24 protein-coding genes and 1 pseudogene are annotated in these 20966 nt (G+C 71.3%); 16 read left to right on the forward strand and 9 right to left on the reverse strand.

The window, feature by feature from the left end:
- Positions 1-68 precede the first annotated feature (68 nt).
- The 3 genes from AC08OU_RS10380 to AC08OU_RS10390 all read left to right on the forward strand — a co-directional run bounded on the left by AC08OU_RS10380 (position 69) and on the right by AC08OU_RS10390 (position 1698).
- Entirely contained in the window at positions 69-485 is a 417-nt protein-coding gene (locus AC08OU_RS10380; RefSeq protein WP_476601927.1) for a PPOX class F420-dependent oxidoreductase, read from the forward strand.
- 141 nt (positions 486-626) lie between these two features.
- Positions 627-905: a GlsB/YeaQ/YmgE family stress response membrane protein gene (locus AC08OU_RS10385; protein ID WP_462188996.1), complete on the forward strand. Its 279-nt coding sequence runs from the start codon at positions 627-629 to the stop codon at positions 903-905.
- Between the two features lie 97 nt (positions 906-1002).
- Positions 1003-1698, forward strand: a complete 696-nt coding sequence (locus tag AC08OU_RS10390; RefSeq protein ID WP_476601926.1) for a DUF2599 domain-containing protein — start codon at positions 1003-1005, stop codon at positions 1696-1698.
- A 112-nt stretch (positions 1699-1810) separates the two neighbouring features.
- Here AC08OU_RS10390 and AC08OU_RS10395 read toward each other — a convergent pair whose 3' ends face one another.
- The 4 genes from AC08OU_RS10395 to AC08OU_RS10410 all read right to left on the reverse strand — a co-directional run bounded on the left by AC08OU_RS10395 (position 1811) and on the right by AC08OU_RS10410 (position 5548).
- Complete coding sequence (locus tag AC08OU_RS10395; RefSeq protein WP_462188994.1) at positions 1811-2359, reverse strand: GrpB family protein; 549 nt, start codon at positions 2357-2359, stop codon at positions 1811-1813.
- Between the two features lie 54 nt (positions 2360-2413).
- Positions 2414-2665 carry a hypothetical protein gene (locus AC08OU_RS10400; protein ID WP_476601925.1) on the reverse strand — a complete coding sequence of 84 codons (252 nt, stop codon included), beginning with the start codon at positions 2663-2665 and terminating at the stop codon, positions 2414-2416.
- A 1357-nt stretch (positions 2666-4022) separates the two neighbouring features.
- A complete protein-coding gene (locus AC08OU_RS10405; protein ID WP_476601928.1) occupies positions 4023-4829 on the reverse strand; it encodes a methylenetetrahydrofolate reductase in 807 nt (268 codons plus the stop codon).
- A 230-nt stretch (positions 4830-5059) separates the two neighbouring features.
- Entirely contained in the window at positions 5060-5548 is a 489-nt protein-coding gene (locus AC08OU_RS10410) for a phosphotransferase enzyme family protein (RefSeq protein ID WP_476601924.1), read from the reverse strand.
- Between the two features lie 297 nt (positions 5549-5845).
- On the opposite strand from AC08OU_RS10410, the gene AC08OU_RS10415 reads away from it, so the two are divergent.
- Positions 5846-6457 (forward strand): hypothetical protein, encoded by a 612-nt coding sequence (locus AC08OU_RS10415; protein WP_476604778.1) that lies wholly within the window; start codon positions 5846-5848, stop codon positions 6455-6457.
- On the opposite strand, the gene AC08OU_RS10420 is transcribed toward AC08OU_RS10415, so the two are convergent.
- Positions 6442-6918: an NUDIX hydrolase gene (locus AC08OU_RS10420; protein ID WP_476600356.1), complete on the reverse strand. Its 477-nt coding sequence runs from the start codon at positions 6916-6918 to the stop codon at positions 6442-6444. The two genes, AC08OU_RS10415 and AC08OU_RS10420, sit on opposite strands and share 16 nt — an antisense overlap.
- A gap of 447 nt (positions 6919-7365) precedes the next feature.
- Between AC08OU_RS10420 and AC08OU_RS10425 the strand changes: the two genes are divergently transcribed.
- Positions 7366-7980 (forward strand): restriction endonuclease, encoded by a 615-nt coding sequence (locus tag AC08OU_RS10425; RefSeq protein WP_476600354.1) that lies wholly within the window; start codon positions 7366-7368, stop codon positions 7978-7980.
- Between the two features lie 349 nt (positions 7981-8329).
- Positions 8330-8536 (forward strand): hypothetical protein, encoded by a 207-nt coding sequence (locus tag AC08OU_RS10430; protein ID WP_476600352.1) that lies wholly within the window; start codon positions 8330-8332, stop codon positions 8534-8536.
- A 124-nt stretch (positions 8537-8660) separates the two neighbouring features.
- On the opposite strand, the gene AC08OU_RS10435 is transcribed toward AC08OU_RS10430, so the two are convergent.
- Positions 8661-8783, reverse strand: coding sequence for a hypothetical protein (locus tag AC08OU_RS10435; protein WP_476600350.1), 123 nt, complete (start codon positions 8781-8783; stop codon positions 8661-8663).
- 469 nt (positions 8784-9252) lie between these two features.
- Here AC08OU_RS10435 and AC08OU_RS10440 point away from each other — a divergent pair, with 469 nt between their 5' ends.
- From AC08OU_RS10440 to AC08OU_RS10480, 9 genes are all read left to right on the forward strand, one after another.
- Positions 9253-10116 (forward strand): helix-turn-helix domain-containing protein, encoded by an 864-nt coding sequence (locus AC08OU_RS10440; protein WP_476600348.1) that lies wholly within the window; start codon positions 9253-9255, stop codon positions 10114-10116.
- Positions 10117-10140: 24 nt separating this feature from the next.
- Positions 10141-10620, forward strand: a complete 480-nt coding sequence (locus tag AC08OU_RS10445; protein WP_476600346.1) for a DUF397 domain-containing protein — start codon at positions 10141-10143, stop codon at positions 10618-10620.
- Positions 10621-10867: 247 nt separating this feature from the next.
- Complete coding sequence (locus AC08OU_RS10450; RefSeq protein WP_476600345.1) at positions 10868-12067, forward strand: radical SAM/SPASM domain-containing protein; 1200 nt, start codon at positions 10868-10870, stop codon at positions 12065-12067.
- 22 nt (positions 12068-12089) lie between these two features.
- Positions 12090-13076, forward strand: coding sequence for a hypothetical protein (locus AC08OU_RS10455; RefSeq protein WP_476600343.1), 987 nt, complete (start codon positions 12090-12092; stop codon positions 13074-13076).
- Positions 13058-13831 carry a creatininase family protein gene (locus tag AC08OU_RS10460; protein WP_476600341.1) on the forward strand — a complete coding sequence of 258 codons (774 nt, stop codon included), beginning with the start codon at positions 13058-13060 and terminating at the stop codon, positions 13829-13831. Before AC08OU_RS10455 ends, AC08OU_RS10460 begins: the two co-directional genes overlap by 19 nt.
- Before the next feature lie 78 nt (positions 13832-13909).
- On the forward strand, positions 13910-15034 hold the full coding sequence (locus AC08OU_RS10465) for an arylsulfotransferase family protein (RefSeq protein WP_476600339.1): 1125 nt from the start codon (positions 13910-13912) through the stop codon (positions 15032-15034).
- Positions 15031-15981 carry a glycosyltransferase family 2 protein gene (locus AC08OU_RS10470; RefSeq protein ID WP_476600337.1) on the forward strand — a complete coding sequence of 317 codons (951 nt, stop codon included), beginning with the start codon at positions 15031-15033 and terminating at the stop codon, positions 15979-15981. Before AC08OU_RS10465 ends, AC08OU_RS10470 begins: the two co-directional genes overlap by 4 nt.
- Positions 15978-16511 carry a class I SAM-dependent methyltransferase gene (locus AC08OU_RS10475; protein ID WP_476600336.1) on the forward strand — a complete coding sequence of 178 codons (534 nt, stop codon included), beginning with the start codon at positions 15978-15980 and terminating at the stop codon, positions 16509-16511. The genes AC08OU_RS10470 and AC08OU_RS10475 overlap by 4 nt, the downstream gene beginning before the upstream one ends.
- Positions 16512-16708: 197 nt before the next feature.
- The gene (locus AC08OU_RS10480) at positions 16709-17269 is read left to right on the forward strand and encodes a P-loop nucleotide/nucleoside kinase family protein (RefSeq protein ID WP_476600334.1); all 561 of its coding nucleotides are present in this window, start codon (positions 16709-16711) and stop codon (positions 17267-17269) included.
- On the opposite strand, the gene AC08OU_RS10485 is transcribed toward AC08OU_RS10480, so the two are convergent.
- Positions 17253-19040: a DUF4158 domain-containing protein gene (locus tag AC08OU_RS10485; RefSeq protein WP_476600332.1), complete on the reverse strand. Its 1788-nt coding sequence runs from the start codon at positions 19038-19040 to the stop codon at positions 17253-17255. The genes AC08OU_RS10480 and AC08OU_RS10485 overlap by 17 nt on opposite strands.
- Positions 19037-19636, reverse strand: a complete 600-nt coding sequence (locus AC08OU_RS10490; protein WP_476600330.1) for a TetR/AcrR family transcriptional regulator — start codon at positions 19634-19636, stop codon at positions 19037-19039. The genes AC08OU_RS10485 and AC08OU_RS10490 overlap by 4 nt, the downstream gene beginning before the upstream one ends.
- 96 nt (positions 19637-19732) lie before the next feature.
- On the opposite strand from AC08OU_RS10490, the gene AC08OU_RS10495 reads away from it, so the two are divergent.
- Positions 19733-20398 (forward strand): formylglycine-generating enzyme family protein, encoded by a 666-nt coding sequence (locus AC08OU_RS10495; RefSeq protein ID WP_476600329.1) that lies wholly within the window; start codon positions 19733-19735, stop codon positions 20396-20398.
- Positions 20399-20490: 92 nt separating this feature from the next.
- Here the strand turns inward: AC08OU_RS10495 and AC08OU_RS10500 are convergent.
- A pseudogene (locus AC08OU_RS10500) lies at positions 20491-20966 on the reverse strand (hypothetical protein); the annotation flags it as partial.

Consider the following 20966-nt stretch of genomic DNA (forward strand, 5'->3'; position numbering starts at 1 on the left):
TCCCAAACAGGCCCGGGTGTCGGGGCGGTCCCCGTGGCCCCGCTCCGCCCCACCAGAGGAGGCAAGCCATGACCTTCACCGAGCTCGAGACCGACTACCTGCGCACCCAGCCCCTGGGCCGGCTGGCGACCGTGCAGGCCGACGGCACCCCGCAGGTCAACCCGGTCGGGTTCAGCCTCAACGAGAAGCTGGGCACGATCGACATCGGCGGGTACAACATGGCCGCGAGCCAGAAGTTCCACAACGTCTCCCGGCAGGGCAGGGCCGCGATCGTCATCGACGACATCGTCTCCAGTGACCCGTGGCGGGTGCGTTTCCTGGAGATCCGCGGCGCCGCGGAGGCCATCCAGGCCCCGGACGGTCCCGCCGGCCGCATCGACGGTGCGATCATCCGCATCCATCCTCGGCGGATCATCAGCTTCGCCCTCGACACCCCCGACCGTGAGCCGCACGAGGTCACCATCCAGCGGCGCACCATCTCCTGAGTCATCTCGACGGGCAGGCTGTCCGCGGGACGACGTTCCGGACGTTGTTTGACGAACCGGGTCGGTCGGGTATACGGCGGACGTCCTAGCTCCTCGATCATCGGTTGGCCATCGATGATCATTACTGGCCGGAGGTCTTCCGTGGTCTGGACTCTCATCAGCTGGGTGCTGCTTGGTCTCGTTGCCGGCGCGGTCGCGCGCCTGCTCGTGCCCGGGCCCGACCCGATGAGTATCCCTGCGACGATCCTGCTCGGCATCGTCGGCTCGTTCGTCGGCGGTTTCCTCGGCTACGTCCTGTTCAACCGTGATCTCAGCGAGGGCGCGCTGCAACCGTCCGGCATCGTCGGTTCGATCATCGGGGGTATCGTCGTGCTGCTGGTGTGGCGGGCGGTGGGCCGCCGCCGTACGTTGCACCGCTGACGCCCCGCCCCCGAGGCCGCCTAACGGCTGCCGGTGCGGTGGGTTGACGCGGCGGTAACCGGCGGAACCCACCCGCCCCGGACCCGGGGGAGCACACGTGGCGGGGACCGCAGGGAGTACCGCGTCCGGGATTGTGGGGGCACGCCTGTGCGCGGTCCTCGCGCGGGTCCTCCTGCTGGGCGTCCCGGCGGTGGGGCTGCTCGCCGCCGCGGGGGTGCATCCCCCCGGCGGCCCGACTCCCGCGCACGGCCCGAGCCCCATCCCCGGCCCCGAGGCAACACACAGCCCCGAAACGACACACAGCCCGCAGGCCGCCGGCGCGGGCACCGGCAGCCGTGCCGGCGCCAGCACGCCCTACTGCGGCCCGAGCCGCTACGTCGAGGAGATCATCGTGCAGCAGTGGGCGGACGGCCGGTTCCGCGTCCAGGTGCGGCCCACCCCCGAGGGGCGGCGCGCCGGGGACCGCGGCCAGGTTGCCGCCGAGATCTGGCAGGCCGTGCAGGGGTGTGTGACGGGCCTGCGCGGCGAGCTTGCCGACAGTCTGCGCGACCAGCTGGCGTGCCATCAGAACTTCGCGCAGCTACCGGCGCTGAACGGCGGGAAGGGCTTCGCCACCGGCGAGACCTACGACCTGGAAAGCTGGCGGCCGGCGCCGCATCCCGGCGGCACCCGGGCGTGGATCTCCACCCGCTGCGGGAACACCCTCGGCACCGATCCCCCCGGGCCGCCGGCCAGGATCTACCGGCCGGACGGCGTACGCCCCCAGCGGACGGTCTCCGGCGAGCAGGCCTGACGGCGGGTTGACGACTCGGGGTTTGAGACGGGCAGAGTCGCGTATTCGAGTGTCGCGGGTTCGGGCCTCAGGCCCGGCTTGTCCTCGCTCTTGGTGGCGGGGAGGGCGGGTTCTACTCGGGTAGGAGATCGCGTGGCAGCGGCTGGATCCCGGTGCTGCGCAGGACCTGGTCGACGAAGTCGCTCTTGGCGTTGGTGTAGGCGTTGCGGTTGTCGCGGTGCTCGCCGGAGAGGTGCTTCTTCAGATCCGCATAGTCCTGGCGCAGTCCGGGGTCGGCGCGCAGCGCGTCCCGGAACGCGAGCAGTGCCGTGGCGTGGGGGTGGCCGTGCTCGACCACCTGCAGATGGTGGGTGCGGGCGTCGGGTCGCGGACGCAGGAACCAAAGCCGGTAGTGCCGGCACGGATCATCAGGCCAGAACAGCCATCCGTCTGCTTCCATCGCTGGCACCGCGCTCCGGGCCTCGTCGAGCGACCGCACGGGGGCGAGCAGGTCGATGACAGGCTTGGCGGGCATGCCGGCAACCGCGGTGGACCCGATGTGTTCGATCGCGCCGGCCAGCCACGGGGCCAGGACGGCGCGGAGCCGGTCTTGCTGCTCAGCGAACTGGGCGAGCCACGCCGTGTCGTAAGTGACGATGTGAACGAGCTGGTCAGCGAACATGTTCGTGGCCTCCCGGGCGTAGTGGCTCCAGGTTCCACCGGCTTCGGCGCGGTGTCATTGGGTAGTGATCGGGTGGTAGCCGAGGGCCTGGGCGACGACCGGGGCGGGCGCTTGCAGGACGAGCTGGCGTAGCGCGGCGATCCGGGCGGCCTGTATCGGGACGCCGAGGGCGCGGATCTGGTCGAGCAGGCTGCCGGGGTGTAGTGGCTGGCCGGCGCGGCGGCCGGGGAACAGCCAGCGGCTGTTCGGATTCGTCGCCGTGGTCATGTTGTCCCGGTGGGTCGCGGCGGCGAACAGTTCGGGCACCGGAACGGACGGGTCGCCGAGTCGGAGGAGGATCTGGTCGTCGTCGAGGGTGATGTCGCAGCAGGTCGGCGGCGGGCAGCCCTTCGGCGAGGTACCAGGCGACGATCTCCGTCTTGGTCAGCTGCCAGAACGGGCTGCCCACGCGCACCGGCCGGCCGGACAACGCGCTGATCATGTCCGAGATCGAGGCGAAGGCTGTGGGGCTCTTGCCGGCGCGGGACAGGTCCAGTTCCTGGCTGACCATCAGATCGATGGCCCACCTGTCGGCCAACGTGCCGAACCGCGCTTCGAGCGCGGCGATCTCCTCGATCTCCTCGGCGGGCCGGGAGACGACGAACTTGAACGCCACGCTGCTCAGCCCGGCGAAGGCGCGCAGCGCCGCGGGCACGATCCGCCTGGGCTCCGGAACCTCCGAACCGGACAGCTTCGGCGAGATCGTGAACCGGTCGATAGCCGCCACCAGGTCGTCGGCGGGAACGACGGTCCCGTTCGTCTCGATCTCGACCCGACGGCCGGCGCGATGGAGCTCCGCGACGAGCGGGACCAGCCGCCGCTGCTGGAGCAGCGGCTCTCCCCCCCGTCACGACCACCCGCTCGGCCGGCTGGGCGAGCAGCCAGTCCACGAGCGCGCGCGCCCGGATCGCTTCGCTGTGCTCCGACCGGTCGAACCGGCGCCAGTCCCACGTATGGGGCTCGTCGCAGAACGAGCAGGTCAGATTGCACCCGGACAGCCGCAGGAAGACCGCCCGCTGGCCAGCCGTGACGCCCTCGCCCTGAAACGTCGGGCCAAACCGCTCCGCCACGAGCAGACCGGCCGGGGCTCCGGCAGTCGCCCGGCAGCGCCGACGACGTACTCGGCCCAGGTCCCCGGGGTCTCAGAGACTCGGACGAGCACCAGAGCCCCGGCAATCGCCGGCTGGACCTCGTCGAGGAACCAGCAGGCCAGATGGCGGGCGAGCGCCTCGCTATCTCGCGTGAGACGGATTCCGAGAAGTCATGATCGCCAGGTGGTGTGCGTAGGTCATTCCACCGCTTGGGAAGAACGTTTTCGCAGGCGGCAGGCCCGCTGAGCTGGGAGGACCTGCCAGGCAGGCCACCGGATTTCTATCCGGAGGGAATGTTCGCTGACCAGGTCAGCCTGTGTGAGACCGGAGCGCCGCCAGGACCGGGATCGCCGCGATCTTGTCCTCGGGGAGGTCGTCCCAGTAGAGGCCGGCAGGCCGGCGTTCTCGCGGCTGATGCCGAACTCCCGGGCCAGGTCGGACTTCCATGCGGCGGGAGTGCACTCCGGAGCAGCTGATCGACTGCTGGACCCTGCGTGAGGGGTACCAAGACCTGCGAGAAACGGCCCGGGCGGTTAGAGAAGGTCCTCAAGTCGGGTGGCGACCTGGCGGTAGCGGCTAACCGGGACGAGGTGCACACCGGCGAAGGCGCCGCTGTCGCGCAGCCGTAGCACCTGGTCGCAGGCCGCTTCGACCCCGGCCGCCTGGTCCCGTTCGACTGCTTGGACGAGGTCGTCGGGGATGTCGATGTCGGGGATGGTCGCGGCGAGGCGGCGGGCCATCCCGGCGCTCGCGAGGACCATGACGCCGGCGTAGATCGGCAGTTCGACCGGATGGGCGTCGCGCCAGCGCAGCAGGGCGTCCATCGAGTAGCTGACCTGTACGAACAGGAAGTCGGCCGCTCGTTTCCATGTGGGCAGCGGACGTAGGCCGGCCGCGGCGCCGACCCGGAACGCCGGCATGTCCGCGAAGACCGGATCCTCGCTGGCCGCGCGGGCCTCGTCCATCATCGCGCGCACGGTCAGGTCGCTGGTTCGGTTCCCGGCGGTGGGTTTGTCGCCGTGGACGAACAGGAATTCCTCGACGCCGTAGGCCGCGGCGGTGAGCAGGTCGCGGCGGAAGCCGAGCAGGTTACGGTCGCGGGAGTTCACGCAGGCGATGCTGCGTCCCCCCATCGTCTGCACCTCGTGGGCGACGGCGATGCTCGACACCGTCGCGCGTCCGATGTGGTTGTCGGGGATCAGGAACGCGTCGGTGACGGGGCTCAGAACGCCGATCTGGTGGCGGGCATGGGTCAGGTCCGGCCGGGTCGGCGGCTCGATCTCGCAGATCAGCTCGAAGCCGCGCACCGGACGTTCGTGACCCGCCGTGGATTCCTGCATCCGGACAGGATAGGACGCCACGATCCACAGACCACAGCCACATCGCACGGGTGCGCTGCCCCGGACGCTTTGTCGGTGAACATCCGCTCAACGTCCACCCCGTCAAGTTGCCTCACCGTGTTCTGGTCGACGCTGCTGACTCTGACGTAGCCAACCCGCATCGACCTCAACCCCTTCCGCACCCCGAAATGGGCCCGCCACGACATCGCCGCGGCTGCACCGCAGGCTGGTTAGACCAGCGCCTGCAGCCGCGTGTTCCTTAGCGACAACCGGTCCTGGCGCGTCTGCAGGGCGAAGAGGGTCAGGGCTGCGGCGTTGCGGTGGAGCCAGTACAGCAACGCGAAACGTGCGTGCCCGAAAGCCAGCAGAGCTGGCGTCGCGCTGTCGCACACGGCGAGGCCGAAGGTGTCGATGATCTGTGTTGTCTCGAAGAGCGGGACCATCGTCGCGAGCTCGTGCTGGCTCAACGGGCACACCGCGAGGTAGCCGGCGAGGAACGCGGTCACCCGCGGCGCGTAGCTCGCGACCGGCCCGGCGGGGGGTGTGCAGTAGAGCAGCGCGCGGGCGAGTTCGTAGGCGGGCGGGGCCAGCCGGGCGAGATCGAAGTCGAGGATTCCGCTGATGTGACCGTCGGCGGTCAGGATGTTGCCCGGGTGCACGTCGCCGTGCACGAGCGTGACCGGCAAGTCCCGCAGCGCCGAGAGGTTCTCCGGGCGCAACGCCGCACGTCCTGTCCCAGAGGAGCCCCCAGGGCGCGCTGGGCCAGCAGGTAGCGGTGGGCGCCATGCTCGGTGACGAGATCACCGGCGTCGTTGGGCAGCACCGCGGGGACTACATCGAGCCCGCGAGCTGCGTGGTCGTGTATCGCGGCGGCGAACCGGGCCCGCGCCGGGCAGCGGAACTCCCGGGTGTGACGGGTTCCCCCGGAGCGGGAGGAGCCGGTCTTGCGATAAGCAACGAGGTCACGGGCCAGTTTCATCATCGCTGCGGGCTGGATCCCGTTACACGCGGCGAGCGTGATGACCCCGACGGGAGCGATGTGCCTGCTCGGCGGGCGAGGCAGTGGCAAGACAACCGCCCTGCTACACCTGCTGACCGGCGTAGCCGGTCCGGTGACACTGGTCGCGAACTCGCTGGCGTTCCTCAACCCCGACGGCCCGGTCCAGGTCCACGCCCTACCGACCACGATCGGGCTGCGCGCGCCCACGATCGCCCTGTTCCCCGCCCTACGCGGCCTCACCCGTGATACCGGCGCCCTCACCGACGAGGAGAACCGTACCTACCTGCCCGCCTCCACGGTCGCGGCGGCGTTCACGGTGGCACGGTCCGCCGGCGGACCGGTCACAGCGTTCATCGACATGGCGTTCCGCGATACCAGTCCAGCGGCCTGGCGGACGCTGGACACCCAGCAGGCCACCACGGCCCTGACCGCCGCGCGTCTACCCGACGGTCTCCTCGACGATCCACACGAACACGCACGCCTCACCGCGGACCACACGCGGGGACATCGTCGACGACTACGCGAGTGTGCGGAGTCAGTCGCAGCCGCCCGGTACGAGTCGGGGACGGACACCGCGACAGTGCTCGGCCGCCGGGTCGCGGACCTGGTCGCTCAGGCGGCGCGGTGACCGACGCCGTGGCGTAGCCGATGGTCCAGTTCCCACAGGGCGGTGCGGTTGGAATCCCACTGCACGGCCTTCACCGCGTCGTCGAGGCTGAACCAGCCGTACTCGGTGTGCTCGTCCGACAACGTCACCTCGGCGTCCTCCGCGCGGACACCAAACGCGTACTCCGGGATCACCAGCATGTCCGGCCCCCAGGTGAACTCCCCGGTGACGTAGACGACGGGGATCGTGGCCCGCGCGTCGAGCGCGATGAACTCGCGTTCGCCGACCAGACCGGCCTCCTCGGCGGTTTCCCGCCGGGCTGCCTGCGCCGGAGACTCACCCGCCTCGCCACCACCGGCGACACCCTGCCAATAGGCGGCATCAGCACGCCGGAACAAGGCGTACTCCGTGCCCTGCCCGGTTTGCCTGTAGGGCAGGACCAAGACCTGAAACGCCGCACGGCCACCCACAGTGTCGGTCACCGCACCATTGTAGGACGGGCCCTCGGCCGACTACCGAAGCCGCGGCTGACCAGGAACCGCGCCAGCAACTCGACACGTGGCCCGACCCCGGTCGCCGCTCGGTCTCGCACACGTGGCCAGCCAGCACAAGATCATCCGCGTTTGCGGCTGGTGACACGTTTCTTACCGGCACCTTCCTGGCGCGCAGGATTGAAAACGTGCGTTTTCGTCTTCCCGGGAGCGACGTAGGCCGGTTCTTGTGCCGTTTGCGTGACGGGATCTCCTCGCTACGTCGCCGAAGCACCCTCATGTGGCGTGTTGTGCGCGAATAGTGGATGGGTGGCTCGTCGGGGTTCTTCGTCTGCGCGGCGTCGTCCGAGTGCTCGCCGTACTCGTCCGTCTCAGGCTCGCCGGGCGCGGGGGCGTCCATCGTCGCGGCCGACGGTGGGGGAGCGGGTGGTTCCCCGGGTGACGGCGGTGGCGTTCGGTGGCGTGGTTCTCGTCGTGATGGTCCAGGGGCTCGTGAAAGCGTGGGACTGGTGGACGCTGCCGCTCGGGGTCCTCGTGGTGCTGGCGGCTGTCGGGCTCTGGCTCGCGGTGCGCGCCAGCCGCATCCGCGAGATCGGCCGGAGGGCCGCGGCCGCGGCCGCCGCCGTCGACACCCTGAGCCCGACGGGGTTCGAGCATCACGTCGCGGATCTCCTGACCCGGGACGGCTGCCTGCGGGTGCGGGTGGTCGGGGGCCGTGGGGACGGCGGTGTGGACGTGCTTGCCTACACCCCGCGCGGGGCCCGGATCGCGGTGCAGTGCAAGCACTACCCGGGCCGTTCGGTGGGGCCGTCCGCGGTGCGGGAGTGCAACGGCTGCGCGTGGACGGACCACCGTGCCGATGTCGCGCTGCTGGTCACCTCGGGCCGGTTCACCGACGCGGCCGCGGACTTCGGGCGGCGCCACCGCATCCAGCTGGTCGACCGGGAGCTGCTGGCGCGGTGGATGGCCGGCGAGCGGATCCTGCCCGGCCTCCCGGCGCCGCGCCGCGGCCCCGTCGATGTCTCGCCTACCTCCGGAGAGGCCTCGCGATGATCATGCTGTTCGTGTTCCTCGTGGCTGTCCCGCTGTGGCGCGGCGACCCGTACGACCGGCCGGCTGTGCTACCGGCGGCGCCGGGGTCTGCTCAGTCGCTGCCACGACCACGGGTTCCAGCTGATCGCCCGCGGTGACCTACTCGCGATCCTGTTTTTCGCCGTCGCCTACGGCGGCTTCCGTCTATACAAGATTGTCAACTAGGCGGGTGTCCGCCGGGCGCCCCGCTATCCGATCTTGTCGATAATCGAACGTTCTCGGCACACATCTCTCGGTGGTGATGGGCTGCTGTGTTCGGGGGACGGAGGGGACGGGCACGGGGATGATCGTGTGGTGGGTATCGGAGAGGATGCAGAGCGGCAGCGCGCGGCGGGGGGTGATGGCCGGGGAGCTGGCGAGGCGGGCGGCCGCTGGCGCCCGGGAGATGCACGACATCGACGACAACAAACCGGTGGCGCTGGCGTTGGCCTCGATCGCGCTGTCGCTGGGGGTCCTGGCGGATCAGGCCACGGAGAGTCCGATCCCGGGGATCCGGGTCTTCGACCAGTCGAGCTGACCGGAAAAAGATCATCCTGACCGGAAAAAGATCATCAATCGGCGGGTCGCCCCCACGACGGCAAAGCGCCCTTGTCGCCTCCGCGGAGGCGACAAGGGCGCCGGTGCTGTGTTGCCGCTGGGATCTACCAGCCGAGCAGAAGCGGGTCCTGGATGACGAGAACCACCACCACCCAGATGATCACGCGGATCGACCGCTCCTGCTCCTCGGCCAGTCCCAGCTCGTGCCAGACACAGGGGATCCTCACTGCTTCCTCCAGAGAACCCGTACCGGCCTGCGGCATGTGACCCCGAGTCCCACGCTGTGACGCCGTCGGGGGGGGGATCCGGCGGTCGCACAGCGCGGACGAGGGGGTCATCTCCCCGGCTGGGAGGAGAACTCCTTCGCGCAGCGGACCCTGCGTCTGGTGACAACCCAGACACCGAGGTCATACACCTACATCGACGATCGGCCCATCCGAGGAGTTCCGGTGATCGACCCCTGGGCCGCGCTCGCGGGTGGCTACAGCGACGAACTGCCGTTCTGATCTTGCCGGGAAGGGACCGTTTGTCGACAAGATCGGAAGCTGGCCATCGGGCCAGGTAGCGGTCCGGCGCCTCGCCGACGCGGGTGACGGGTGTGCCGATGCCTGCATCTTCGCGAATTTCAGCACTGATAGCCTGATCGACAAGTGCGGATCCCCGCACAGTTCACGAGTCCGCGCGTTGGGATTGTTCATGATCAGCCCGTACGTCCGCCGCTACCGGCTCGCGCAGGAGCTGAGACGACTCCGCGAGGCCGCCGGGCTGAACCACCTGGAGCTGGCGAGGAGCATCGGGGTCGACCGGTCGAAGATCTCGCGGTTGGAGAACGGCCGGGTTTCCCCGGACATCAACGACGTGATGAAGCTGCTGGAGGCGCTCGGTGTCGAGGGAGCGGAGTGGACGAGCCTGCTGAGGATCGCCCAGGATGCGGCGACCAGGGGCTGGTGGGAGTCCGGTGCCCGGGTGATGGGCGAGCGGCAGGTGCTGTACGCGGACCTCGAAGCCGGGGCGGTGGGCATCCGCGAGTACCAGCCGAGTTCGGTTCCTGGCCTGCTGCAGACGGCCGAGTACGCCCGCGCCCGGCTGCTGCTCCCGGGCGTCATGCCCGCGGGTGAGGCCACCGTCGAGGGCGTGCTGGAGGGCAGGGCTGGTCGGCAGCGGATGCTGCGGCGCCCGGGCGCTCCGAGCTACGAGCTGCTGATCGACGAGGCCGCGGTCCGGCGGCCCTCCGCGCCGCCGCCGGTGATGCGCGAGCAGCTCGCGCACCTGGCGGCCCGGGCCGGCGAGGAGAACGTCACGGTGCGGGTGCTGCCGATCGAGGCGGTGGTGCGCGACTACCAGACGCTGCCGGGATCGCTGTCGCTCTACACCTACCCCGACCCGGGCGACCCGGTGGTGGCGGCGATCGAGTCCATCACCACCGACGTCATCGTGACCGACTCGGCGCAGGTCGCCCGCTACGCCGAGCGGTACGACCTGCTGGCCGAGGTGGCGCTGTCTCCCGCCGGCAGCGTCGAGTTCATCAGCCAGGCCGCGACGAAGCTGCCTGACCGTTAGGAAGCGATCACCATAAACAGTGCCGTGAGCACGCCCGCCATCGCCCCCCTCGTCACCGCTTGGCGCAAGTCCACTCGCAGCGAGCCGACTGCCAACTGCGTTCAGGTGGCCGCGGCCGGATCTGGCGCGGCCCGCCGGATAGGCGTCCGCGACTCCAAGTTCCCGTCGGGCCCCGACCTGTGGTTCACCCCGGACGTCTGGGCGGCCTTCGTCGACGAGACCAGGAGGCAGGCCGGCGCGCAGATCTGGGGCAGCGTTGGGGACGGCGGTATCATCACCGGGCACATTCCGGCCGAGCAGGTCCCGGCGGACTTCCGCCGGGACGACAAGGTCTTCGAGCCGGGGCGGCAGGCGATCATGGTGCGGGGCGCCGCTGGTCTGGGCGGCACGGTCCTCTACTTCACCGAGTCCGAGTGGGGTGCCTTCGTGGCCGGTGTGACCGACGGCGAGTTCGACGACCTGCTCGGCGGCTTGGCGGAGGAGCCAGTGCGGCACGGCAGGTAGCGCGACCGACGTCCTCAGCCGTCAGGGGCCGCAGCCGTTCCAGAAGGCTGCGGCCCCTGACTCCTTCTCGCGCCCTTCCGCCCCACCGCGCGGCGCCGAAAACCCGTCAGGGGCTTGTCACGTTCGGTCCGGACTCAGATACTGTCCTCACGATGTGAGTTCCTGCACTGTGCAGAGTGGTGCGCAGTGACAAGCGCCCGCCGTCCGCGCCCTGGATCGGGCGCGCCGAGCCGGGGAGGGGTCTGGCGTGGGTGGTGGTGACCGTCACCTGCAGACTTCGCCGTACCTGACCCGGGTGATGCCGGGTGAGGCGTCCCCGGTCAGCTACTGGAGCGACACCTACGGGCCCACCGCACCCACCGGGGAACCGCCCGGGCCCGGTGTGGCCTTCGGGATCGTCGGTCTGGACCTCCGGATCGTGTGGCAGAGCGACCAGGCGATGTTGGACCTGCTGCGCGCCAGCGCCGCGGGCCCGGTCGAGGCCGGTGCGCTGGCGGAGCGGTTCGGCGCCGAGTTGGTCGCCGCGGCGGTGGCCCGGGGCTGGCTGCAGGAGTCGGGCGAGCTGTGCCGGGGCTATCACCTGATCTCTGGCGAGATCGAGGTGACCGCGCACTGCAACTGGGGCTGCCGGTTCTGCCCCGTGGCCACCGATCCCAAGCCGCGCCGGACGATGCAGCTGGGGCTGTTCGAGGAGGTCGCGGCCAAGCTGGCGGCCGTCCCGACGCTGCGGTACGTGACGTTCCAGTTCTTCAACGAGCCCCTGCTGGACCGGCTGTTCACCGACCGGCTCGGCGTGCTGTCCCGGTACGGCCTGCAGCTGGCGCTCTACACGAACGCCTCCGCGCTCACCCCCGACCGGATCGAGGCCCTGCGCCGACCCGGGGCGCTGCGGCACCTGATCGTGAACCTGCCCTCCACCGACGAGGCCGAGTTCGCGCGCCTCACCGGCTCACGGAGCTTCCTGCGGACCACGGCCAACCTGGACACCGCGATCGAGGCCGGGCTGCCGGTCCAGATCGTCGTCAACGGCGTCGGGGCGAGCCTCGACCGCAACCTGGCCGGTGTGCGCGCCCGGTACGAGCCCGCCGGCGTGGAGGTGTTCGCGAGTGCCACCTGCGACCGGGCCGGTGCCGTGGGCGGCGGCTACTTCCAGAACGTCGACATCCGGGGGCGGCTGACGGGCTGCGGCTGGCCGGTCCACCATGCCAACATCAGCGTTGCCGGCGACCTGTTCCTGTGCTGCAACGACTACTACCAACGGGAACGGTTCGGCAACATCACCGCCGGCAGCCTCCACGAGATCATGACCAGCGACGCCGCGGTCGCCCTGCGCCGCCAGGTGTTCGGCGTCGACGACGCGCCGGCGGGCCTGCCGTGCCGGCGCTGCCACAACCAGCGGCTCGACTACGGCGCCCGTGAGTTCCGCCCGATCGCCGCCTTCGGCTGACCCAACTGGGAGGAGGACCGCCATGACCGACGCGATGAGGATCTGGTACGTGGCCGGGCAGCGGCTGTGCAACTTCGGCTGCCCGTACTGCGTGTCGACCGGGGACTGGTCCAAGAGCCGCCGCTACGACTGGACCAACCCGGCCGACCGGGACGTGCTGGCGGCCGTGGTCGGCTGGATCGGGAACCGACCGCATCCGGTCGAGGTCCGCCTGGGCAGCCTCGGCGAACCGTTCACGTCCTCGTTCTTCCTCCAACAGGCCGGTTGGCTCACCCGCCAGGACAACGTCCGCTACGTGGAGCTGCTGTCGAACGCCTCGCTGCTCGAGCGTCGCCTGCCCCTGCTGGCCGAGGCCGCCGAGATGGCCAAGGTGTCGCTGTGGCTGACCTGGCACCCCGGCCAGATCAGCCTGGAGAAGTTTATCGACGCCGCCGCGCTCGCCCGGCTGCTTCGTCGTCGTAAACGCGCTGCTGTTCGACCCCGGCGAGGCTGCGCAGGCCCGGCGGGCACGCGACGCGGCACGGGCGGCCGGGCTCCGGTTCAATCTCGACCTTGGCTACGACCCGGACACCCCGACCGCCAGCCCCACCGGCGCGGTGCCGCTGCTGTGCGCCGTCGGCCACGACCACGAACGCGCCGTTCAGGTCATCGAGGAGGCGGGCGGCGACCCGGCGCTGACCAGGCCTGCGCTCACCGCCACGACCACGAACGCGCCGTTCAGGTCATCGAGGAGGCGGGCGGCGACCCGGCGCTGACCAGGCCTGCGCTCACCGCGCTCGCCGGCCCGCGGGGTCTGGAGTGCCGGGCAGGGCACGACTACCTGTTCATCGACATCCACGGGGTGGCCTACCGCTGTTCGCGCTACTCCGCCGAGGACCTGCACCCGGTCGGCCGCGTCCAGGACGCGGGGTTCTGCCTGGAGAACCACGGGGCGACCTGGGCGCCGTGTGCCGCAGACGGCGGCTGCTGCAACAAGGAGGACTTCCTCAATTGCTGCTCGGCGAGATGACCTGGCCCGCCTTCGACGACGCGACCCGCGATCCGGCTCCCGACACCGGTGAAGCCGCCAGCGTGGTGATCGTGCTCGTGGGCGCGGTCGAGCCCCACGGCCCGCACCTGCCGCTGGCCGCCGACACGATGATCAGCGACTACTTCGCCGGCCGGCTCGCCCGCGACCTTCCCGGCGCCCTCATCGCCCCGACCCTCGGCTACGGGGTCGCGACACCGCCCCAGCGCCTCGGCGGCGACTTCCCAGGCGTCCTCAACCTCAGCGGCGACCTCTTCACCCGCCTGATCACCGAGGTGCTCACCGGGCTCGCGCGCCACGGCCTGCGCCGCCTCGTCGTCGTCAACTCCGCGATCGACAACATCAGCTTCCTCTGCGAGGCCGCGCGGATCATCGCCGACGCCATCCCCGGCACCCGGGTGATGATCGTGAACTGGTGGGACGTGGTCGGCGAGGACTTCCGCGACGCCCTGGCCGCCGAGACCGGCATTCCCCGCGACGTCGACCACCACGCGAGCATGGTCGAGTCCAGCCTGGTCATGCACATCGCCCCGCACACCACCCGCCCCGCACCCGCCGGGCCGGTGGGCGACCCGCCCCGCCGGTTCACCTATCACCTTTTCCCGCTCCCGGCGGACGCCGCCACCGTCGGCGGCGTCGTCTACACCGCGACGGGCTCCAGCCCCACGCTCGGCGAGCGCGTCGCCGAGCAGGTCGCCTGCCGCCTCGCCGACGCCGTGCGCCAGGAGATGCGGTGACCGGCGAGAACCCAGACCGCGGCAGGCCGGACGACGTCCTGCTGCTGTTCTCGCCGGTCGGCGTCGTACCAGGACCCGGTGGCGTGCCTGACCGACCAAGACGGCCGGCTCGTACACGCCTGGAGCAACGCCGCCGGGCAGCCCGACCCCGGCGACGACCCGCCGTCGTACCTGCGCGGCTGGAACCACGTCGAGCTCGGCCCCGACGGAAGCCTGTACGCGATCGTGCTGCTGCACGCGGTGCTGAAACTCCGCCCCGACTCCAGCGTGGCCTGGAGCACCCCGGTGCCCGCCCACCACGACCTGGACGTCGCCGCGGACGGGCGGGTGCACGTCCTGACCGAGCAGCCCCGCCTCATCCCGGCGCCCGGCGGCCCGTACCTGCTGCTGGACAACCAGATCACCGTCCTCGACGCCGGCGGGCGGCCAGCCGAGCAGCACTCGCTGTACGACCTGCTCGCCACCGTCGACCACCTGCGCGGCCTAGTCCACGACGAGCTCGCCCGCCGCGCCACGGCGACGTCCGGATGCGCTGACCTGCACCGACTCGCGGGGCGACGCGGGCGAGAGGTCTCCCGTGTGCTGCGGGACCTGCCCGGCTCGCCGTGCGACGTGCTGCACGCCAACACCCTGGAGACCGTGCCCGCCCATCCGGCCGGCCTGTGGGACGACGGCGACACCCTGGTCGCGGTGCGCGAGCTCGACCTGATCGCCGTCGTCAGCCCGCGCGCCGGTGCGGTGCGCTGGTGGTGGGGACCCGGCCAGCTGTCCGGGCCGCACCAGCCCTCCGCCCTGCCCGGCGGCAGCGTGCTGGTGTTCGACAACGGGCGCGCCGTGCGCCGCTCCCGCGTCCTGGAGATCGACCCCGCCACTGGCGAGATCGTGTTCACCTACGACGCCGATCCACCAGACGCGCTGTTCACCGAATTCGCCGGAGGCTGCCAGCAACTCCTGGGCGGAACCCTGCTCGTCACCGACGCCCAGCACGGCCGCGGCATCGAGATCAGCCGCGACGGCCGCGCCCTGCGGGAACTCCACATCCGCACGAAGCAGGCGGGCGGCGGGAACTCCCGCTGTGACATCTACCGACTGGCCGCCGTCCCGGCCCGAACCGCCGCGCGCCTGACCGCGCCCGGCGGCCGGGCCTGGCAGCTGGCCACCACCCGAGTCCGCTGCCAGCCCTACGCCGGGAGCAGCCAGTGATCAGTGTCGTCATCCCCATCGCCGACCGGCCCGCGCACCTGGACCGGGCCCTGCGCAGCCTGGACCGCCAGAGCCTGCGCGACTTCGAGGTCATCGTCGTCGCCGACGGCGGCACCCCACCCGAGCAGGTCATCGACGCCTGGGGCGGGCGGCTCGCGATCACCCTGTTGGAGCTGCCAGAGCGGCGGGGCGTCTCGCACGCCCGCAACCTGGGCGCCGCCACCGCCTCCGGAGACCTGCTCGCCTTCCTGGATGACGATGACGTCTTCCTGCCCGACCACCTGGCCGCCGCCGCCGCCACCCTGGCTGATCCCCGCGTCGAGGTGGCCTACGGCGCGGCGCTGGTCAGCGACCGCTGGGTCGACGCCATACCGCGGCCGGCCGACGGCGCCGCCGTCCTGCGCAAGGGCTACCCCTTCGATCCCGGTTTCCTGCTGGTCGCCAACTTCATCCACACCGGAGCGGTCACCGTCCGCAACTACACTGGAACCTCGGCCCGGTTCGACGAGACCCTCCAGCACTGCGAGGACTGGGCGATGTGGCTGACCCTGTACGCCGAGGGCTACCGGTTCGCCTACACCGGCGCCTGTAGCAGCGTCTACCACCAGGTTCCCGGCGCGGCCGGGACCGTCGCCGCCGCCTACCGGCGCAGCCCGACCCCCTTCACCCTCGCCCACCGTCGCATCTACGCCGCCTGGCCCGCCGACGATCCCCTCGTGGTCGGCTACCGGCGCTGGATCGCCGAGTTCGACGAGCGCCTGGACGCCGCCATCGAGTACGACCGGCCCGTGCCGCCGCACGCCTTCGAGCACGCCGTCCGGACCCTCTACCCGGCCTTCGTCGCGGCGGAGCCTGCCGACCCGGCGCTGCTGGACACCATGTTCCCCTCGCCGCCGTCCGGCCGGACCGTCGATCTGGAAGCCGCTCACCAGGGAGGACGGGGATGACGGAAGCCCTCGCCGGCCGGGCGCTCTACGACGGGTATGCCCACCTCTTCGCCGACGAGGCCGCGGTCAGCGCCTACAACGCCCACTACGACCGGCCCGCCGTGCTCGGCCTGCTCGGCGACGTCGCGGGACTCACCGTCCTCGATGCCGGCTGCGGGCCCGGTCTGTACGCCGCCGAACTCCTGCGCGGCGGCGCCCACTTCATCGGCTGCGACGCCAGCACCGACATGATCAACATCGCCCGCGAGCGGCTCGGCCCCACCCCGGAACTGCGCCAGCACGACCTGAACCAGCCACTGGACTGGCTGCCTGACGAAAGCGTCGACCTGGCACTGCTCGCCCTGGTCATCCACTACCTGCCCGACCGCGCCGGCGCGCTCCGCGAACTGTTCCGGATCCTGCGCCCCGGCGGAGCCCTCGTCATCTCCACCAGCCATCCCACCGCCGACTGGCGGGCCAGCGGCGGCGGCTACTTCGAGGCCCGCCACGAGCAGGAGCAGTGGTCGTGCGGGTTCACCCACCGCTACTAGCGGCAGCCCCTGCAGGACTGGATCGCCGAGTTCACCGCCGCCGGCTTCGTTCTCGACGCTCTCCTCGAGCACCAGCCCCAGCCGGAGATGGCGCGCACCCACCCCGATGCCTTCGCCCGCCTGTCCCACGAGCCCGGCTTCATCGCCTACCGCCTCGCGAGACCGCGGGCGAACCTCCGCGCGTGGAAGGATGAGGCATGACCACGGGGAGGCCGGTGCTGGCCGTCGTCAGCGACCCGCCAGGAACCGGCAAGACCACCCTCGCCCACGCGGTCGCCACGGCCGTCGGCTGCCCGGCGGTGATCCGCGACGAGATCAAACAGGGAATGGTCCTGGCCAGCCCCGGCTACCAGGCCGGCGGCGACGACCCGCTCAACCTCCCCGCTCTTCACGCCTTCTTCGGTGTCCTGGAGACCCTGGCGAAGGCGGGCGCCACGGTCGTGGCCGAAGCCGCGTTCCAGGACCGGCTATGGAGTCCCCACCTGGAACCGCTCACCGCCCACGCCGACGTGCGGATCATCCGCTGCACCGTCGACCCGGCCACCGCGTACCAGCGGATCACCACCCGCGCCGGGCTCGACCCCCACCGCGCCGCCCACGGCGATGCCGAACTCCTCAGCGACATCGCCGCCGGCCGCCACTCCCTCGGCGCCTTCGTCGACATCCGCCTGGACCTCCCACGGCTCACCATCGACACCAGCGACGGCTACCACCCCGGCCTGGACGCCATCACCGCCTTCATCACCCAGCCTGCCTGACGCGGGCCGTCGGGGTGAATCGGACGGGGCCAGGCCAGCGGTGGCGAGGGCATCCGGGCTTAAAAGCCGTGCACGACGACCTGCCGTGGTCAGAACAGCGTGTCGCGGACGCGCAGTGGCCGGTAACCGGTCGGCCCGAGCTGTGCGAGCTCGCCCTCGATGTCCACCTCGATCGCGCCGAAGAAGTTGATGTTCTCGCTGTGCGCGGGTCGGACGGGACATCCTCCGCCGACAGCGGGGAGATCACCAGGTCCCCGTCGCCATCCAGCCGCACCGGGCCATCGCCCTCGCCGAGGGCGGTGCGCAGCTCGTCTTGCACCTGGGCCAGCGCCGCGTCTGCATCGGCGGGTTTGCCGACCAGCCGGCAGAACTCGACCCGCTGCTCGGCCCACTTGCTCGGAGTGAGCAGATAGGCGGCCGGGTCGGAGTAGCGGCGCGAGCCGGGCACGAACACATCGCCCGTGCGCAGACCATCCCGCAGCGCCAGGAGCGTGCACAGTTCCCAGTAGTGCCGGTAGGCGGCGACGTTGCCTGGCTTCGCCGCGGTGTCCAGGTAGCCACGCCGACGGGCCGGGACGAAGCTGGCCGGCGCGGTGTCGGGGACCTTCCGTGCGCCTGTGGCGTTCAGTTCCCGCAGGATCGCCACCGCCTTGAGTAGGTCGGTCGCGGCGGTGCCGCCGGCGAATGTCACCGCCTCCAGGACCTGCGGGGTGAACTGCCGCAGGTACCCGTACGAACCGTCCAACGCGGCCAGATGCCCATGATCACGTGGCAGCGGCGGCAACGCGGTGGCCTGCGCGGACCGCAGCCGCTCCCACCCGACCTTCTCCCCCCGGATCAACCCACCGACGTCCTCGTCCGGCACTGCTGGATCGGCGGCGATGGCGAGGATCGCGTCCAGCAGGGCCTGGCGGTCCTCACCGGCCTTGCCGCGCTCGGCCAGCTTGTCGCGCATCCTGTGCGCGGCCTTGCTTTCCCGCGCCGAGACAGCCTGGTCGAACAGCTGCACGACCTCGTCCAGCACGTCGGTCGCCGACTGCGCCAGCATCGTGAGCAAGATCGGATAGCGGCGTTGCGGCTCGCGGCGCTGCAACGCCTGCGCGGTCAACCGCTGGCCCACCGTCGCGAGGAACCTACGCCGCTCGGCCGGCAGCACGGACAGGTCCAGGGTGTGCGCGCCCAGACCGCGTAGGAACTCCAGCTTCGTTACCTCAGCCTTCACCGCCGCCGGCGAGGCCTCGACCGGTCCGGTGGCCAGCCACCGTAACCGCGTCATACCGATCATCGGATCGTCCACCAGCAGGCCGTCCAGGCCGGCGCACCGCTGGTCGGTGAACTCGTCCGCCAGCCGGTCGAACGTCTCCCGCCGGGCCTCCTCCCGCGCGTGCGCGACCCGCTCGACCACCATCACCGGACCCGGCCGGATCACCCGCGCCGAGATCAGGTACTCGCACGCCAACCGGAACAGCAGAACCGGTGAGTCATGCTCCAACGCCTGCGCCAGCAGGAACTCGTCCAACTCCTTCAACTCCAAGGCCGTCGGCGCCCGCCAGCCCAGATACCGCGCCACCGACCGAAGATGCCCGGTGCGGGTATTCGCACGCTTCCCGTACGACCGGATCTGATCAGGGTCGATGACGTGGCCGGTCAGCTGCCGCCCGGTCCACACCGGGCAGGGGGACGGGGCGTCCCACCGGTCGGCGGGCACGCGAGTGACGATGGTGGTGAACGTGTCGAGCGCACGGCGGTAGCACTGCAAGCAACGGGTCATGACTCCTTCTGCGGGGTGAGCAGGGGACCGAGCGTCCGCCAGGCTGCGTCGGCCAGGTCGTCGGCGACGAGCGTCGGGGAGCCCGCGGGGCGGGCGAGCCAGTGGCGGCTGTATTCCTGGGCGGGGCCGATCCACAGCGCGACGACGACCGCCAGGTCGGGCCGGTCGGACCAGCCGTGGCCACGCAGCCAGTCGGCCACCGCGGCGAAGAAGCCGCGGTTGTCCGCGGCGGTGCGCTCATCGATCGTGCCGCGCAGGACATCGACCGGCGCGGTCAGCAGCAGTCGGGCCAGCGGCGGATGCTCTTCCACCCACCGCAGATGGCGGGTGACCAGGCGGGTCACGCCGTCGCGGGGCCCGGTCGAGGTGTGCAGCTCACCCCACAGCGCGCTCTGATGATCGGCAAGACCCGCACCCACCACGGCCGCGGCCAGGTCCCCCCGGGTGGGGAAGTAGTGAAACAGGCTGCCGTTACTGACACCGGCCCGGCGCCGAACCGCCTGCATGGACGTGGCCTCCCAGCCCTGCTCCAGCACGCAGGCCACGGCCGCGTCCACCAGCCGGGCCCGACTGGGCGCTACCCCGACGCCTCCCATAATCCCGGCACCTCCCATAGAGCAACACTCTAGACGGACAGCCCGCGCGCCTACCGGGACTCTCCGTGCGGACGAGCTTCGGTAAGATCGCCGGCCATGGACGCGGGCGTGGGAAACACGTTGATCTCCATCCCTCCGGGGCGGGTGACGCTGTGCGACCGGCGAACGCAGCGCAGCTGGTCGGTCGAGCTCGCGCCGTACTGTCTCGCGGCGTTTCCGGTTACCCAGGAGCAGTACGCGGCGGTTGTCGGCCAGCGGCCGGGCTCGGCCCACGGGGACCGGTTGCCCGTCGAGGGGGTTTCCTGGTGGGACGCGGTCCGGCTCTGCAACGCCCTGTCCCACCGCGACGGTGCCGACGGCGAGGGTGCCGACGGGGAGGGTGTCGAGTGGGACACCCGCGCCGAGGGGTACCGGCTGCCGACCGAGGCTGAGTGGGAGTACGCCGCCCGGGCCGGCACGAGCGGCCCGCGGTACGGGCCGCTCGACGACATTGCCTGGTACCGCGGCAACTCCCACGGGCGAATCCACGACGTGGGCGGTAAACAGCCCAACTCCTGGGGCCTGTACGACATGCTGGGCAACGTGTGGGACTGGTGCTGGGACCTGTACGACACCGAGGTCTACGGCACCTATCGGGTGCTGCGGGGCGGTGGGTGGTTCGACGAGCACTGGAGCTGCCGGGCCTCCGTACGCCGCCGCGGCCACCCGGCCTTCCACCTCGACGACGTGGGGTTCCGCGTCGCGCGTTGCGCCGTGCCCTGACCCACGTCGCATCCGTGCTCATGCACCGGTCCGTGTTGCCCGCCGGACGAGAGCGATCCTGATCAGATGGGGCCTGACCGGATGGGGCCTGATCAGGTGGGGCCGGGGCGGGTGGGGCTGGCGCGCACGGCGCGAAGCTCCGCGGTCAGTTCGTCGGCCTGGCGTTCGGCGCGTTCGGCGCGGGCCCGGGCCTCGGCGCGGGCCTCGCCGATCACAGTGAGACGTTCGGCGGCGGCCTGACGTTCGCCGGCCAGGCGGGCCTCGCCCTCGGAGCGGACGCGGTCGAGTTCGGCCGCCGCCTCGGCACGCACCCGCTCAGCCTCGGCGGCCGCGGCCGCGCGGACCTGGTCGAGCTGCGCCGCCGCCTCGGCGCGGATCCGGGTGATCTCGGTGTCGGCGGCGGCGCGGCCGCGGGCGGCCTCGGCGCGTTCGCGGCGGATGTCCTCGCGCAGGGCGTCGCGTTCGGCGCGTAGCTCGGTGAGGGTGTGCGCGTCGCGTTCGGCGGCGCGCCGGGCCTCCTCCAGCCGCGTTGAGGCCTGCTCCCGGGCGGCGACGGCCTCGTCGATGC

Source organism: Frankia sp. CcMO1 (assembly GCF_977945845.1).